Source organism: Cupriavidus sp. IDO, assembly GCF_000812465.1.
In the GTDB taxonomy this organism is placed as follows: Bacteria; Pseudomonadota; Gammaproteobacteria; order Burkholderiales; family Burkholderiaceae; genus Cupriavidus.
Map to the genome: position 1 here is coordinate 129,102 of NZ_JWMA01000034.1, position 16,022 is coordinate 145,123.

At 67.2% G+C, this 16,022-nt stretch carries 15 protein-coding genes; 7 read left to right on the top strand and 8 right to left on the bottom strand.

Going from position 1 to position 16,022, the window contains the following annotated elements; translation table 11 throughout:
• Window positions 1–53: 53 nt before the first annotated feature.
• A complete protein-coding gene (nagA, locus tag RM96_RS11645; RefSeq protein ID WP_039010631.1) occupies window positions 54–1,157 on the bottom strand; it encodes an N-acetylglucosamine-6-phosphate deacetylase in 1,104 nt (367 codons plus the stop codon).
• Between nagA and RM96_RS39950 the strand changes: the two genes are divergently transcribed.
• On the top strand, window positions 1,156–1,314 hold the full coding sequence (locus RM96_RS39950) for a UTRA domain-containing protein (protein ID WP_238587230.1): 159 nt from the start codon (window positions 1,156–1,158) through the stop codon (window positions 1,312–1,314). The two genes, nagA and RM96_RS39950, sit on opposite strands and share 2 nt — an antisense overlap.
• A 258-nt stretch (window positions 1,315–1,572) precedes the next feature.
• Here the strand turns inward: RM96_RS39950 and RM96_RS11650 are convergent, their stop codons facing one another.
• Both RM96_RS11650 and RM96_RS11655 read right to left on the bottom strand, forming a co-directional pair.
• The gene (locus RM96_RS11650) at window positions 1,573–2,211 is read right to left on the bottom strand and encodes a LysE family transporter (RefSeq protein ID WP_039010635.1); all 639 of its coding nucleotides are present in this window, start codon (window positions 2,209–2,211) and stop codon (window positions 1,573–1,575) included.
• A 57-nt stretch (window positions 2,212–2,268) separates the two neighbouring features.
• Entirely contained in the window at window positions 2,269–2,880 is a 612-nt protein-coding gene (locus RM96_RS11655) for a hypothetical protein (protein WP_039010638.1), read from the bottom strand.
• 201 nt (window positions 2,881–3,081) lie between these two features.
• On the opposite strand from RM96_RS11655, the gene RM96_RS11660 reads away from it, so the two are divergent.
• The 3 genes from RM96_RS11660 to RM96_RS11670 all read left to right on the top strand — a co-directional run bounded on the left by RM96_RS11660 (window position 3,082) and on the right by RM96_RS11670 (window position 6,636).
• Window positions 3,082–3,516, top strand: a complete 435-nt coding sequence (locus tag RM96_RS11660; protein WP_193752433.1) for a SoxW family protein — start codon at window positions 3,082–3,084, stop codon at window positions 3,514–3,516.
• A 276-nt stretch (window positions 3,517–3,792) separates the two neighbouring features.
• Window positions 3,793–4,332, top strand: coding sequence for a TlpA disulfide reductase family protein (locus RM96_RS11665; protein ID WP_039010670.1), 540 nt, complete (start codon window positions 3,793–3,795; stop codon window positions 4,330–4,332).
• 201 nt (window positions 4,333–4,533) lie between these two features.
• Window positions 4,534–6,636: an ATP-dependent helicase gene (locus RM96_RS11670; RefSeq protein ID WP_039010642.1), complete on the top strand. Its 2,103-nt coding sequence runs from the start codon at window positions 4,534–4,536 to the stop codon at window positions 6,634–6,636.
• A gap of 30 nt (window positions 6,637–6,666) precedes the next feature.
• On the opposite strand, the gene RM96_RS11675 is transcribed toward RM96_RS11670, so the two are convergent.
• The 5 genes from RM96_RS11675 to RM96_RS11695 all read right to left on the bottom strand — a co-directional run bounded on the left by RM96_RS11675 (window position 6,667) and on the right by RM96_RS11695 (window position 10,807).
• The gene (locus RM96_RS11675) at window positions 6,667–7,863 is read right to left on the bottom strand and encodes a class I SAM-dependent rRNA methyltransferase (RefSeq protein ID WP_039010671.1); all 1,197 of its coding nucleotides are present in this window, start codon (window positions 7,861–7,863) and stop codon (window positions 6,667–6,669) included.
• 208 nt (window positions 7,864–8,071) lie between these two features.
• Window positions 8,072–8,377, bottom strand: a complete 306-nt coding sequence (locus RM96_RS11680; RefSeq protein ID WP_039010643.1) for a YbeD family protein — start codon at window positions 8,375–8,377, stop codon at window positions 8,072–8,074.
• Between the two features lie 57 nt (window positions 8,378–8,434).
• Entirely contained in the window at window positions 8,435–9,634 is a 1,200-nt protein-coding gene (locus RM96_RS11685; RefSeq protein ID WP_039010645.1) for a D-alanyl-D-alanine carboxypeptidase family protein, read from the bottom strand.
• A gap of 79 nt (window positions 9,635–9,713) precedes the next feature.
• Complete coding sequence (locus RM96_RS11690) at window positions 9,714–10,358, bottom strand: alpha/beta hydrolase (RefSeq protein WP_039010646.1); 645 nt, start codon at window positions 10,356–10,358, stop codon at window positions 9,714–9,716.
• 128 nt (window positions 10,359–10,486) lie between these two features.
• The gene (locus RM96_RS11695; protein ID WP_039010648.1) at window positions 10,487–10,807 is read right to left on the bottom strand and encodes a (2Fe-2S) ferredoxin domain-containing protein; all 321 of its coding nucleotides are present in this window, start codon (window positions 10,805–10,807) and stop codon (window positions 10,487–10,489) included.
• Window positions 10,808–11,216: 409 nt separating this feature from the next.
• Between RM96_RS11695 and RM96_RS11700 the strand changes: the two genes are divergently transcribed.
• The 3 genes from RM96_RS11700 to RM96_RS11710 all read left to right on the top strand — a co-directional run bounded on the left by RM96_RS11700 (window position 11,217) and on the right by RM96_RS11710 (window position 15,901).
• Entirely contained in the window at window positions 11,217–12,512 is a 1,296-nt protein-coding gene (locus RM96_RS11700) for a dicarboxylate/amino acid:cation symporter (protein ID WP_039010650.1), read from the top strand.
• A gap of 70 nt (window positions 12,513–12,582) precedes the next feature.
• The gene (locus RM96_RS11705) at window positions 12,583–14,571 is read left to right on the top strand and encodes a sensor histidine kinase (RefSeq protein WP_039010651.1); all 1,989 of its coding nucleotides are present in this window, start codon (window positions 12,583–12,585) and stop codon (window positions 14,569–14,571) included.
• A 4-nt stretch (window positions 14,572–14,575) separates the two neighbouring features.
• A complete protein-coding gene (locus RM96_RS11710; RefSeq protein WP_039010653.1) occupies window positions 14,576–15,901 on the top strand; it encodes a sigma-54-dependent transcriptional regulator in 1,326 nt (441 codons plus the stop codon).
• Window positions 15,902–16,022: the final 121 nt, after the last annotated feature.

Genomic DNA, 16,022 nt, shown 5'->3' on the forward strand with positions numbered 1-16,022 from the left:
CTTTCAGACAGCGTTTCTTAGTAGTTGTCCGGTTAGAACTGCCGAGCGCCTCCTCAAGCATCTTCGACACAGCATTCCCCTTCCACATACACGGCGCGCACCGACAGCGCGCGGTCAAGCACGGTGACGTCCGCCCAGCAGCCCGCGGCAAGCCTGCCGCGATCGGCCAGCCCGAGGTACTCGGCGGGATACAGCGAGACGCGGCGCGAGGCGTCGGCCAGGTCCAGCCCGATCGCGACGAAGTTGCGCAGCGCCTGGTCCATGGTCAGCACGCTGCCAGCCAGCGTGCCGTCGGCCAGCCGCACGCTGCCGCCGGACTTGTAGACGGTCTGGCTGCCCAGGTGATAGACGCCGTCTGGCATGCCGGCGGCGGCGGTGGCATCGGTGACCGCGTATAGGCGCGGAATGGCCCGCAGCGCAGCCCGGATCGCGCCGGGATGCACGTGCAGCAGGTCAGGGATCAGCTCGGCGAACTCGGCGTGCGCCAGCGCCGCCCCCACCACGCCCGGGGCACGATGCTTCAGCGGCGTCATCGCATTGAACAGGTGGGTGAAGCCGCTGGCGCCGGCGTCGAGCGCGGCCACGGCATCTTCATAGCTGCCCAGCGTGTGGCCCAGCTGCACGCGCACGCCGCGTGCGGCGAGCGAGCGGATGATGTCGAGGTGGCCGGGCAGCTCGGGCGCCAGCGTCACCACCTCCAGTGGCGCCGCGCTCAGGTACTGCTCAAGCTCGGGCTGCGTGGCGATGGCCGAGGTATCGGGCTGCGCCCCCAGCTTGCCCGGATTGATGTACGGCCCCTCCAGGTGCACGCCGAGCATGCGTGCCGCGCCTGCCGGGCGCGACCGGCAGGCGCGGCCAAGCGCCTGCAATGCGGGCAGCAGGACTTCCGGCGGCGAAGTCATGGTGCTGCCCAGCAGGCTGGTGGTGCCGAAGCGCACATGGGTGCGCAGGATGACCGGCACCGCCGCCTCGCCGTCCATGAAGTCCTTGCCGCCGCCGCCGTGGTTCAGCAGGTCGACGAAGCCCGGCAGCACATAGGGCGCGTCGTTGTCCGCAGGCATGACGGGCACGCCCTCGACGCAAGCGATGCGCCCGTCCTGGCCGACATGGGCCTGGCCGAAGACCCAGCCTGCGGGGGTCAGGATGTTTCCTTTCATGGCAATAGTCGCCACTGACGAGCTGGCGGCGCGCCTGCACGTCGCACCGGGCGAGCCGCTGCTGCATATCATCCGCACCGGCTACACCCACGGCGACAAGCCGATCGAGCCTACCGACGGCTACTGCCTCAACGATGTCTACGGGGTGAAGCAATAGGCGGCGCCGGCACGGCCACCGGAGGCTCGACCGGCGGTGGTGTCGGATCCTCTTCTGGCGGCAGCGGCAGATCGGGGGGAATGCCCGGAGGAGGCGGCTCGTCCATCGGGGGCACGGTGTGTGCGGGTCGCGCGGGCGCGCCGACGCGAATCTTCAGGGAGCCTGGCATGCGTGCTTCTCCGCGGCAAAGGTCTACCCCCATTGAAGCAAACCCGGCCGGCGCGCGCCAGTCCGGCCCGCGCCAGGCGCCGAAATGCGTCAGGCGTGATGCCGGCGCACGAAGAACAGCGCCGTACCCACCGCCATCAGCACGCTGCCGAAGAAGCGGTTCTGCCAGCGCACCGCGCGCGCGTTGCGGAACAGGCCCTGCATGCGCGACGCCAGCAGCGCGTAGCCGTGCATCACGATCAGGTCCACGCCGCACATGGTTGCCGCCAGGATCGCCAGCTGCGGCGCCAGCGGCTGGTTGGGATCGATGAACTGCGGCAGCACCGCCACCATGAAGATGATGCCCTTGGGGTTGGTGACATTGGTCAGCAGGCCGGTGGCAAAGCGCCGGCGCGGACTCATTACCGCCACGCGGGCCACCCCCGTGGTATCCGCGCTGGTCTCGACGCGGGCGCGCCACTGCTGCACGCCCAGGTAGATCAGGTAGAGCGCGCCGACGGTCTTTACCACGGCGAACGCCTGTTCCGAAGCGAGCAGCAGCGCGCCCAGCCCGCCACCGGCCACCAGCAGGATGATCACAAGCCCGGTCTGCAGGCCGAAGATCGTGGTGGTCGTCTTGCGCAGCCCGTACGACAGCCCGTGACTCATCGACAGCACCGCGCCCGAACCCGGCGACACGGCAATCACCCAGCACGCGGCAAAATAGGCCAGCCAGACTTCCCAATGCATGACAACTCTCCTTTGACAACCACAACGATCCGCGCCGCTGTCCTGGCGGCGCGCATCTCAATACGGGTGAAAACCGGTCAGGAACTGCTCGACCTGCTCGGCCTGGCGCTGGTCGCGCGCGGCATCGCCGGATTCCAGCACCACGGCCTGGTAGGCGCGTGTTCCCACTGCGACCAGCCGGGCAGTCAGACGGCGCGGGGACTGGTCCTGCGGCGATACGCCGCTTACCTGCAGCTCGACGCCCTCCACTGGCTTTGCCGGCTGATCGGCTGACTGGATGGTGACCGGCCGCGTACGCACCGCATCGCCGGCATGCGCACCCAGGTTGGCCAGCAGGCCCGCCTGCATCGACGCCAGCGCTTCGCGCCGCACCGCAGCGTCATCGGCCGGCAGCGTGACGACGCCCACGGCAAACAGGGTATCGTCGACGCGGGCGGCTTCCATCGTCATCGGCAGCTTGCGGCCGGCGATGGCAACCTCGCGCGCAGCGCTGGTCGGCTTGCCCGGATAGAGCGCGGCATAGCCGCCTTCGCCCGACCGGATGGTGCGCCAGTCGTAGCGCGGCGAGCATGCGGCCAGAGCCGTCGCCGCCAGCAGGACTGGCAGGATCACGCGGCCGCGGAAAACCGAGCGCGTACGGAAGAGCTGACGAACCTGCGGAAGATGCATCGGGGGCAATGCCGGGCAGCGGACAGATAAGGTGAAATCCGGGGCAAAAGTACGCAACGGCGGCGGCCGATACCCTAGGACGGAAACCGGTATTATCCGGGAACCGGCGCGTCATTGCTCGCCGCTTCCGCATTGCCCCCGCCCATGTCCCTGCTGTCCTTCACGTTGCGTAGCGCCGCTGTCCGCAGCCTGGTCGGGCTGATGCTTGCCTGCGCGACGCCGCTGGCCATCGCCACGCCGGCACACCTGCCCGCCGCCACAGACCTCGCCGCACACAGCGCCGACGCCGCGCGCCGCGGCGAACCGCTGGTGGTGCTGGTCTCCCTGCCTGGCTGCGGCTATTGCGAAACGGTACGCAAGAGCTACCTCGGCCCGCAGGCTGCCGACGGCCAGATCGCCGTGCGCGAGCTGGACATGACCGCCGACACACCCTTGCGCGACGCCGACGGCACCATGACCACCGCCAAAGCCTGGGCCCGTGCCCACCAGGTGCGCGTAGCGCCGACCGTGCTGTTCCTCGACGGCCGCGGCCGCCAGGCGGCCGCTCCGCTGCACGGCCTTCAACCTGATTTCTACGGTGCCTACCTCGAACAGGCGCTGGACCAGGCACGCGCGGCCGTGGCGGCCAGCCGCTAGTGTCCTGTTCCGCAAGTAACTTGCCAAAATGAAATCGTCCGGTTGCTCGTCAGGCTAGGCGCGAGGAGGCGCCATAGCCGTAGCTATGGCAACGACGAGCAACGACGCATGGCGGGCAACCGGGCGATTTCATGGCAAGGTATTTGCGGAACAGGACACTAAATCCGTCCAACGCGCCGACGCGACAGATTGCCGCAGCCAGCCGGCGGCCAACGAATACCGCCAAGCGGCAGTAGAATGCGATTTCGCCGTTTGACTTTGCCGGACCGCATCACCATGACAAACCCCTCTTCCGCCACTTCCTCCTCGCCCCGCAAGGTCTGGCCATTCGCCGTGGCGGTCGTGGTGGTCGCCCTGCTCGGCTGGTTCGGCTACCGCGCGATGGCTCCGGCCAACAATGTTCCGGCAGCCACCTTCACGCTGCTGTCCGGCGAAAAGGTGAGCACCGCCGACCTCAAGGGCAAGGTCTACCTGATCAACTTCTGGGCCACCAGCTGCGCCACCTGCGTCAAGGAAATGCCCGACATGGTCCGCACCTACGAGCAGTTCAAGGGCAAGGGCCTGGAGTTCGTCGCGGTGGCCATGAACTACGATCCGCCGATGTACGTGATGAACTACGCCAAGACGCGCGGCCTGCCGTTCAAGGTGGCGATGGATTCGGATGGTGCTGCCGCAAAGGCCTTCGGCAATGTGCAGCTGACCCCGACCACCTTCGTGGTCAACAAGGATGGGCGCATCCTGAAGCGCTATGTGGGCGAGCCCGAGTGGGATGCCCTGCACAAGCTGCTGGACGGCGCGCTCGCAAAGTCGGCTTAATTCCGCTTAACGCTCCTCCCCGCAGCGGCCACGAAAAGGTGCTCATCGAGCACCTTTTTTTGTATTCCTCCGGGATCGCGCAGTCCCGGCTTGCGCGGTCGGCCTGTATGGATATACAGTTGGCGCCAGCTTTTTCCTGCCGTCCCTTACCCTTGGCGATTCGCGCACATCCGCGGCCCGCCCGCGCCCGAACCCTAGCCTGTGTCACTCGAACTTGCCCCCGCCGCGGACCTCGCCGCCGCCTCTGAAGCCGAAGCGGCACCCGCCTACCTGTCCCGGCTCAACCCGGAGCAGCGCGCGGCGGTCGAGCACGGCAGCGAAGGGCCGCTGCTGATCATTGCCGGCGCGGGCTCCGGCAAGACCAATACGCTGGCGCACCGCGTCGCGCACCTCGTCCTGAACGGCGCCGATCCGCGCCGTATCCTGCTGCTGACTTTCTCGCGCCGCGCCGCGGCCGAGATGGGGCGGCGCGTGGAGCGCATCGTCGACCAGGCACTGGGCACGCAGACCGGCGCCGGCCGCGCCGCGCTGCAATGGTCGGGCACCTTCCACGCCATCGGCGCGCGCCTGCTGCGCGAATACGCCGAGACACTCGGGCTGTCGCCCGCCTTCACCATCAGCGACCGCGGCGATGCCGCCGACCTGATGCACGTGGTGCGGCACGACCTCGGCCTGTCCGAAACGGCCGGCCGCTTCCCGAAGAAGGAAACCTGCCTGGCCATCTACTCGCGCGTGGTCAATACGCAGGCGCCGCTCGAAGACGTGCTCAAGCAGCAGTTCCCGCGCTACACGATGTGGGTCGATGCGCTGCGCACGCTATTTGCCGGCTATGTGGAAGCCAAGCAGAAACAGCAGGTGCTCGACTATGACGACCTGCTGCTCTACTGGGCACAGGCGCTGACCGAGCCGTCGATCGCACAGGATATGGGCGCACGCTTCGACCACGTGCTGGTGGACGAATACCAGGACACCAACGCCCTGCAGGCGGCGATCCTGCTGGCACTGCGCCCCGACGGACGCGGCCTGACCGTGGTGGGCGACGACGCACAGTCGATCTACGCCTTCCGCGGCGCCACCGTGCGCAATATCCTCGATTTCCCCATGCAGTTCACGCCGCCCGCGCAACAGGTCACGCTGTCGCAGAACTACCGCTCGACGCAGCCGATCCTGCACGCCGCCAATGCGGTGATCGGCCTGGCGGCGGAGCGCTACACCAAGGACCTGTGGTCAGAACGGACTTCCGCCGAGAAGCCCGGCGTGATCGTCGTCAACGATGAAGCGGACCAGGCGCGCTACGTGGTCGAGCAGATCCTGGCGCGGCGCGAGGCCGGGCTGGCGCTGATGGCGCAGGCAGTGCTGTTCCGCGCCGCCGACCACAGCGCGCAGCTGGAGATCGAACTGGCCCGCCGCAACATTCCCTTCGTGAAGTTCGGCGGCCTCAAATTCCTCGAATCGACGCACGTCAAAGACACCATGGCCGTGGTGCGCTGGCTGGAGAATCCGCGCGACCGCATGGCGGGTTTCCGCACGCTGCAGCTGCTGCCCGGCATCGGCCCCAAGACCGCCGCGCGCGTGCTCGACGGACTGGCGGCCGCAACCGAGCCGCTGTTTGCCTTGGAATCGTTCGAACCGCCACCGGCCGCGGCCCCGGCGTGGTCCGACCTGCTGGCGCTGGCGCGCACGCTGATGGCGCCGGTATCGCCATGGCCGTCGGAATTCGAGCAGGTGGTGGCGTGGTACCAGCCGCACCTGGAGCGCATGCATGACGATGCCGCAGCGCGGCTGGCCGACCTGCAGCAGCTCGAGCGGATTGCCGCCACTTACGGCTCGCGCGAGCGCTTCCTGACCGAGCTGACGCTCGATCCGCCCAGCGCATCCAGCGACGAATCAGGCGTGCCCTCGCGCGACGAGGACTACCTGATCCTGTCGACGATCCATTCGGCCAAGGGCCAGGAGTGGAAAGCGGTGTACGTGCTCAATGCGGTCGACGGCTGCATGCCGTCCGACCTGGCCACCGGCACTACCGAAGAGATCGAGGAAGAACGGCGCCTGATGTACGTGGCGATGACGCGTGCCAAGGACCATCTGGATATCGTGGTGCCGCAACGCTTCTACGTGCACCAGCAGGTCGGCTTCGGCGATCGCCACGTCTATGCGTCGCGCACGCGCTTTCTGCCCAATCGCGTGATGCCGCATTTCTACAGCCGCTCCTGGCCGCCACCGCCGATGCCGGGCGAGGCGCCGGCAAAGCCGACGCTGGCGCCGGTGGATCTGGCCAGCCGGATGCGGAATATGTGGCGTTGATGTGGCGCTGAGGTTTAGCGCCACATCAGATCAGGCCACCTTCTCCAGCAGCAACCCCTTCAGGTACTCCGCTTCCGGGAACGCCGCCAGCATGGGGTGATCGGTGCCGGCCGACAGGCGGCGCAGGATGCGCGCATCGGCGCGCGCATCGGTCACGGCGCCGGCGATGATCTTCTGGAACAGCTCCATGCTGATCGCACCGGAGCACGAGTACGTGAACAGCAGCCCGCCCGGGCGCAGCAGCTGCGTGCCGACCAGGTTGATCTCCTTGTAGGCACGCGCGGCGCGGTCGATGTGGTGAGACGACGGTGCGAACTTGGGCGGGTCCAGTACGATCAGGTCGAACTGGCGGCCCTCGGCGCGGAATTCTCGCAGCGTCTTGAAGACGTCGGCATCGAGCCAGGTGGCGCGTTCGGGGTCGAAACCATTCAGCGCGACGTTCCCTGCGGCAATCTTCAGCGCATCGCCAGACGAATCGATCGACGTGACCGACTTCGCGCCGCCCCGCAGCGCGGCCAGCGAAAAGCCGCCGGTGTAGCAGAAGCAGTTGAGCACCTCGCGGCCTTCGGCCAGGTCGCCCACCAGCTTGCGGTTGTCGCGCTGGTCGACGTAGAAGCCAGTCTTGTGGCCGCTGCGCACGTCGACGTAGTAGCGCACGCCGTGCTCGGTCACGGACAGCGCCGGATCGGGCTCGGCGCCGGCCAGCACGCCGGTGACCAGCTCCAGGCCTTCGCGCTGGCGCACGGCGGCGTCGGAGCGCTCATAGACGTTGGGGCAGCCGGTTTCCTTGATCAGCGCCTGCACCAGCGCGGTCTTCCACTGCTCGACGCCCGCGGCATTGAACTGGCAGACCAGCTGACCTTCCGGGCCGTTGCCGTAGTAGTCGACGATCAGGCCCGGCAGGCGGTCGGCCTCGCCGAAGATCAGGCGAACGGCGTCGCTGTCCTTCACCCATTGCCGGCGATGGGCCACGGCGGCGGCCACGCGGCGCTTGAACATCGCGTGATCGACCGGCTCGTTCTCGTCGAAAGTCCACACGCGCGCGCGGATCTGCGATTCGGGGCTGTAGGCGGCCTTGGCGAGAAAGCGCCCGTCGGCCGCGCGGACCGTCACGGTGGAGCCGGGCTCGCAACGGCCTTCGGTCGTGGCGATGCCGGTGGCGTAGATCCACGGATGGCGGCGCAGCAGGGACTTTTCCTTGCCGGGTTTCAGGGTGATGGTGTTCATGTTGGTATGGGAGTACATCGGAGCCCGGCCGTTGAAGCCGCGGATGGGCATGCCGGAGGGCTCCCCTCTCCCGCATGCGGGAGAGGGGTGGGGGTGAGGGCTGGAGCGTCAGCGAAGTGACGGGCGTCAGCATGCCAACGCCTGCCCTCACCCCCGGCCCCTCTCCCGCAAGCGGGAGAGGGGAGAAAACAAAGCGGGAGAGGAAGCCTTACAGCACCACCTTCACCATCGGATGCGAAGTCAGCGCGCGATACAGATCATCGAGCTGCTCGCGGCTGGTGATCCATACCGTCACGGTCAGGCCCAGGTAATTGCCCTTGCTCGACGGGCGCATTTCCATCTTGCCGGCGTGGAAGTCCGGATCGAAGTCCTGCACCAGCGTCACGATGGCTTCGGCAAAGCCATCTTGCATCACGCCCATCACCTTGATGGGGAAATGGCTGGGGTATTCGATCAGCGACTGGTCCGGCGGGATATCGCCCGGCTTGCCACTGTCCTTGTTGTCGGCTGTCATGTCGGATTCTCCGGCGGACTGGCACGCGGGTACTGCGCGCCAGTCTGCTCAATCAGGTCACTTGCGCTTGAACCACAGGCGGATGGTGTCCCACAGGCGGCCGAAGAAACCGGCCTCGGGCACTTCCTCCAGCGCCACCACCGGGAATTCCGCCACCTTGTTGGTGCCGTCCATCAGCTTGACCGTGCCCACCTGCTGGCCGGCGGCGATCGGGGCCACCAGCAGTTCCTGGCGCTCCAGCACAGGCTTCAGGCGACCGCCCGTGCCCTTGGGCACGGTGACGAAGGTCTCGTTTTGCACGCCGATCTTGATGGTGCCGCTCTTGCCCTTGTAGATATCGGGCGTGGCCAGCACCTGGCCCTTGTCGTACAGGCGCAGCGTGTCGAAGAACTGGAAGCCGTAGTTGAGGATCTTCAGGCTTTCCTGCGTGCGGACCTGCTCGGTGGTGGTGCCGATCACGATCGACACCAGACGGCGCGAGCCGTTCGGCACATTGGCCAGCGGACGCTGGGCCGACGAGATCAGGCAGTAGCCGGCCGACTTGGTGTGGCCGGTCTTGACGCCGTCGACGGTCGGATCGATGTACAGCAGGCGGTTGCGGTTGGGCTGCTTGATCTTGTTATAGGTGAACTCCTTCTGCGAGTACATGGCGTAGTACTCGGGGAAGTCCTTGATCAGGCGCGTGGTCAGCGTGGCCAGGTCCACCGCGGTGGTGTAGTGGTTAGGGTCGGGGATGCCGTCGGTGTTGGTGAAGTGCGTGTTCTTCATGCCCATGCGCTGGGCCTCGCGGTTCATCATCGCGACGAAGCCTTCTTCCGAGCCGCCCACGGCCTCGGCCAGCGCCAGCGCGGCGTCGTTGCCCGACTGCACGATCAGGCCGAGCAGCAGGTCCTGCACGCTGACCGGCTTGTTGGGCTCGATGAACATGCGCGACTCGTCGCTTTTCACCTTCAGCACCAGATTGGTCGGCACCACGGTCTGCTCAAGCGTCAGGCGCTTTTCCTTGAGTGCCTCGAACGCCAGGTAGGCGGTCATCAGCTTGGTCAGCGAAGCGGGCTCGATGCGCAGGTCGGCATTCTGCGAAGCCAGGGCCTGGCCGCTGGTCACGTCGTACAGCATCCACGACTTGGCGGCAACCTGCGGCATCGGCACGCCCTGGGCAAGGACGGCGGCAGGCGCGGCGGCAAGTACAACTGCGGCAACGATGGCGGCGGGGGCAAAGGCGGACGCAGAAAGCGGCGTGGCTCTATTCAGCATGTTTCAGTTTTCCGACAAGAAGAAGATTGCGAGGAAGGTTCGATGTGGCGGTACTGGCGCAATGGCGCAAGGGCCAGCCTTACCGGTCCCACGCATTGACGACAAGCTGCTTGATCAGGTGCAGCTTGCGGTGAAAGAAATGATCGGCGCCGGGAATCACGATGACCGGCAGTTCCTGCGGGCGGGCCCAGTCGAATACGCTCGCCAGCGGCACGGTGTCGTCCTGCTCGCCGTGGATCACGATAGTATCGGCCGGCACCTCGGCGACCTGCCAGCGGCTGGCGGCGGTGCCCACCAGCACCAGGCGCTGCGCGGGCGTGCCGGCTTCAGCCAGGCGGCGCGCCACATGCGTGGTCACGAAGCTGCCGAACGAGAACCCGCCCAGCGCCAGCGGCAGCGTCGCGGCCTGCGGCGACCATGCGGTCTGCTCGCGCATCCACGCGACGACGGCCAGCAGGTCATCCTGCTCGCCCACGCCGCTGTCATGCTCGCCGGCGCTGCCGCCCACGCCGCGGAAGTTCGGGCGCACCGTGGCGTAGCCGAGCTGCACGAAGCTGCGTGCCAGCGTCTGCGCCACCTTGTTGTCCTTGGTGCCGCCGAACAGCGGATGCGGATGCGCCACCAGCGCCAGGCCGCGCGGCGCTTCGGACTGGGGCAGGTCGACCGAAAGATCGATCGCGCCGACGGGGCCGGCAATAGTGAGTACCTGGGTGTGCGCGTTCATGATGGCAACGGACGTGACGGCTTGGAGCAGGAATAAAATCCGCCCCGACAGTAGCGTGGCGGGACTGGATGACAAACATGGGACAGACGCGGGAAAAACTCCGGAGACAGCGGAGCCATCAGTCCGCCTCAGTGGTCCACCATCAGCCGCTCGACCGGCTTGCCGTTGAGCAGATGGCTGTCGATGATCTCGTCGATATCGTGCTCGTCGACGAAGGTGTACCAGACGGCCTCGGGGTAGACCACCAGCACCGGCCCGAGTTCACAGCGGTTGAGGCAGCCGGCCTTGTTGATGCGCACGCGGCCTTCGCCGCCTGCGATGCCGAGTTCCTTGCAACGCTTCTTGGCGTATTCCTGCATGGCCTTGGCGTTGTGGTTGGCGCAGCAGTTCTCGCCGGCCTCGCGCTGGTTCAGGCAGAAGAAGACGTGATGCTTGTAGTAGCTGCTCATGCGTGCTGTCGGGGGCAACCGGGGTGCGCTGGCGATTCCGGCGGCGCGGTCCGGTGGCAATGATGGAAGCTCGGAATTATACGGCGTCAGGCCGTACGATCCGCGCTCAATCGCGGCCGAAACCGCCGCGAACGGCCTTTGCGACCTCCATCCGCCGCAACGGTGTGGCGCTCCGGGCACCCAGCATCCACCCAGGCCTCCGAATCTCCGGATTGCCGCATTCCGGATTTCCGGAAACCCGGAGCGCGGCAGCGTCCAGCTTGCCGCCCTTCCCTTTGGAATCAGTGACTTATCGATGACGGCCCGACTGGCACGTCGATTGCGTTTCCATGTTCCAGACGCGCCGCATTCGTGATGGCGCGCGCCCGGCGCCGCCGCGACGGGTACGGTCAACACCGAGGACGACACCATGAGAAAACCCATCTACAAGATCCTGTACGTGCAGGTACTGTTCGCCATCTTCGTTGGCATCGTGCTGGGCCATTTCTGGCCGGATACGGGCGTCGCCATGAAACCGCTGGGCGACGGCTTCATCAAGCTAATCAAGATGATCATCGGCCCCATCATCTTCTGTACGGTCGTCACCGGCATTGCCGGCATGAGCGACATGAAGAAGGTCGGGCGCGTCGGCGGCAAGGCGCTGCTGTATTTCGAGGTGATCTCCACCTTCGCGCTGCTGATCGGCCTGGGCGCCGCGCACCTGCTCAAGCCGGGCGTGGGCTTCAACATCGACCCGTCCACGCTGGATACCGCGTCCATCGCGCAGTATGTGTCGAAGGCGCACGGCCAGAGCACGGTCGAATTCCTGATGCACATCATCCCGGATACGATCTTCAGCGCCTTCGCCAATGGCGACATCCTGCAGATCCTGCTGGTCTCGCTGTTCTTCGGCGCAGCGCTGTCGATCATCGGCGAGCGTGCGCGCATCGTCTTCACGCTGGTGGAACAGGTCTCCAAGGTCTTCTTCCATATCGTCCACGTCATTACCAAGGTGGCCCCGATCGGCGCCTTCGGCGCGATGGCGTTCACCATCGGCAAGTACGGCCTGGGCTCGCTGGTGCCGCTGCTCAAGCTGATCGGCACGTTCTACTTCACGGCCATCATCTTCGTGGTGTTCGTGCTGGGCACGGTGGCGCGCCTGACCGGCTTCAGCATCCTGCGCTTCGTCGCGTACATCAAGGAAGAACTGCTGATCGTGCTGGGCACCAGCTCGTCGGAAGCGGCGCTCCCGCAGCTGATGGAAAAGCTGGAAAAGCTCGGCTGCTCCAACTCGGTGGTGGGCCTGGTCGTGCCGACCGGTTACTCGTTCAACCTGGACGGCACCAACATCTACATGACGATGGCGGTGATCTTCATCGCGCAGGCGACGGGTATCGAACTCACGCTGATGCAGCAGCTGACCATCCTGACGGTGGCGATGCTGACCTCCAAGGGCGCGAGCGGCGTGACCGGCTCCGGCTTTATCACGCTGGCCGCCACCCTGGCCGTGGTGCCCACCATCCCGGTGGCCGGCATGGTGCTGATCCTGGGCATCGACCGCTTCATGAGCGAGTGCCGCGCGCTGACCAACATCATCGGCAACGGCGTAGCCACCGTGGTGGTCTCGGCCTGGGAGCGCGAGCTTGACCGCAAGAAGCTCAACAGCGTGCTGCGGCACGGCGGCGATGAAGCGGAACAACTTGCCGACGCCGGCCAGAACGTCTGACGCCACGCGGGCGGCTGCCCTGGCCGCCCGCCAGCGGGTATCATCGGCGCGACACCCCTCGCGCGCGCCGATGCCCCACTCCGACGATTTTCTCGCCGTACACGATCCCGCCGCCGCCCAGGCGGTGGTGCACGAGCCGGGCACCGAGAACGGCCGCTGGTGGGGCTTTGCCGTCGTGCTGGCGGCAGGGCTCCTGCTGCTGTGCGCGCTGACCTGGCTGGTCTCGGTCCAGCGCGGCATTTCCAGCCTGCAGCAGACCACCGCCACGCGTGCCGATCGCTACGCGGCCACGCTCGAAAGCACCCTCGACCGCTACGAATTCCTGCCCGCGCTGGTGTCGCTGCACCCCTTCGTGCGCGGGCTGCTCGAAGCCCCCGGCGATCCGGCCCGCGTGGCCGCCGCCAATCACTACCTGGCCGAAGTCAACCGCCGCGCCCATGCCTCGGCCACCTATGTGATCGCCGCCAACGGCATCGCGCTGGCCGCCAGCAACCATGGGCAGCCCGGCAGCTTCGTCGGCACCGACTACCGCTTCCGCCCCTATTTCCAGATCGCCGCGCGCGGCGACCTGGGACGCTTCTACGCCATCGGCGTTACCAGCGACGAGCCCGGCTACTACATCGCGCAACCGGTCGAAGCCGGCGGCAAGGTGATCGGCGTCACCGTAGTAAAGCTCAACCTGGAGTGGTTCCAGCGCGCCGGCGGCGGCAGCGCCGAGCCACTGATGGTCAGCGACGACCACGGCGTGATCTTCCTGTCTTCGGTCCCTGAATGGCAGTACCGCACGCTGGGGCCGCTGCCGCCGGAACTGCACGCTCAGCTCGGCGAGACCCGCCAGTACCATGACCGCGACGTCTCGCCGCTGCCGCTGGAGCCGCTGACCTCGCCCGTCACGCGCTGGCTGGCCGACACCACGCTCGACAATGGCGCGCGGCTGGTACGCGTGCGCAGCAACGCCCCGGGGCCGGACGGCAGCGAGCGCGCCGACCGCTATCTGGAGCTCGGCCGCAAGGTCGGCCCCGCCGGCTGGACCATGCAGGTGATGGCGCCGCTCGATCCCGTGCTGGCCAACGCGCGCAATGCCACCGTGGCGGCCGCTCTGGCCTATGCCTGCATGTGCCTGCTGCTGGTCAACTGGCGCCAGCGCCGCCAGCGTGCGCGCGACATGCTGTACAGCCGCCGTTTGCTTGAGGCCGCCTACGATGAGCTGGAGCGGCGCGTGGAGGAACGCACTGCCGACCTGATGGCCATCAACGAACAGCTGGAAGCCGAAGTGACAGAGCGCACCCGCGCGGAGAGCGAGCTGCGCGCCGCGCAGGATGAACTGGTGCAGGCCAGCAAGCTCGCCGCGCTGGGGCAGATGGCCGCCGGCATCACGCACGAGCTGAACCAGCCGCTGGCGGCGCTGCGTACGTTCTCGGACAACACGCGCGTGCTGCTCGAACGCGGCCAGCTCGCGGCGGCCGAAGGCAATCTCGCTGCCATTGCGGACCTGACCGAGCGCATGGGCAAGATCACCGGCCAGCTCAAGCTGTTTGCCGGCAAGGCGCGGCCGACCCGCCGCGCGGTCCCGGTGCGCGCCGCCATCGAGCATGTGCTGGCCCTGCTGGCGCCGCGCCTGGCGGCGGCCACCGTCAGCGTGACCGGGCTCGACGGACTGCCCGATGTGGCGGTGCGGGCCGAGGAACTGAAGCTCGAGCAGGTCCTGCTCAACCTGGTTGGCAATGCGCTCGACGCCATCGCTGCCGCCGGGCTGGCCACCGGGCGCATCGGCATCGACGTGCAAGCCGATGCCGCCACCGTCACCATCGCCGTGCGCGACAATGGCACCGGTATCCCGCCCGAAGACCTGCCCCGCCTGTTCGAGCCCTTCTTCACCACCAAGGAAATCGGCCAGGGCCTGGGCCTGGGCCTGGCGATCTCGTCGTCGATCGTGCGCGAGTTCGGCGGGCAGCTCGGCGCCGCCAATGTCGACGGCGGCGGCGCCGAATTCACCATCGTGCTGTCGCGGGCCACCGCACCCGACCGTGAGCGGCCGGCTTCCCAACCGAGCGAGTAATCCCATGCAAGACGGTCTGCGTGTCCTCTTCGTCGAAGACGAACCCCTGGTCCGGCAAGCCACCGCGCAGAGCCTGGAGCTGGCCGGCTTTGCCGTGATCGCACTGCCCTCGGCCGAGGCCGCGATGCCGCACCTTTCCGCCGATTTTCCCGGCGTGCTTGTGACCGACGTCCGCCTGCCCGGCGCCAGCGGCCTGGACCTGCTGCAACACTGCCGCAATGCCGCGCCCGGCGTGCCGGTGGTGCTGGTGACCGGCCACGGCGATATCACCATGGCCGTGCAGGCAATGCGCGAAGGTGCCTACGACTTCATCGAGAAGCCATTCGGCGCCGACCGCCTGACCGATACCGTGCGCCGCGCGCTGGAACGTCGCGCGCTCGAACTGGAAAACCAGGCCCTGCGCCGCGAACTGGCCGGCCCCGCCGCCGGCACGCGCATCATCGGCCGCTCGCACGCCATCGACCAGGTGCGCGCGCTGGTGGCGAACGTTGCACCCACCGACGTGCCCGTGATGATCAACGGCGAGACCGGCACCGGCAAGGAACTGGTCGCGCGCAGCCTGCACGCGCTCTCCAACCGCAGCGACGGCCCCTTCATTGCGCTGAACTGCGGTGCCGTGCCCGAAGCCATTTTCGAGAGCGAAATGTTCGGCCACGAGGCCGGCGCCTTTACCGGCGCCGGCAAGCGCCGCATCGGCAAGCTCGAACACGCCTCCGGCGGCACGCTGTTCCTCGACGAGATCGAAAGCATGCCGCTGGCGCTGCAGGTCAAACTGCTGCGCGTGCTGCAGGAAAGCACGCTGGAACGGCTCGGTTCCAATGCATCCGTGAAGATCGACGTACGCATCGTCGCCGCCGCCAAGGGCGACATGGATGCGCTGGTGGCACAGGGCACCTTCCGCCAGGACCTGTACTACCGCCTCAACGTGGTGACCATCGCCCTGCCGCCGCTGCGCGAGCGCCGCGAAGACATCGTGCCGCTGTTCGAGCACTTCATGCTGGTCGCCGCCGTGCGCTACCAGCGGCCCGCGCCGATCCTGTCGGAACTGCAGCGGCAGGCGCTGGCCCAGCGCCCCTGGCCAGGCAACGTGCGCGAGCTGCGCAACGCCGCCGACCGGCTCGTGCTCGGCGTCCCCGAAGGCGGCCAGGCTGGCGCGCAGGCCGCCGCACCGGATGAATCCACGCCGCTGCGCGAGCGCATGGAACACTACGAACGCGCCGTCATCGCCGACGCACTGGCCCGCACCGGCGGCGCCGTCAGCCAGGCGGCGGATTTGCTCCAGGTGGGCAAGGCTACGCTGTACGACAAGATCAAGCGCTACGGTTTGTGATCCGGACGCCGCAATAGTGGCATCCTAGGGTTTTTACCGAGCTGCCATTTCAGCGTCACAATCGTCGCCTATAGTCCGCATGCGGTTGCGGCATTGGCAGGTGTCCGACCGCTGCTTCTTT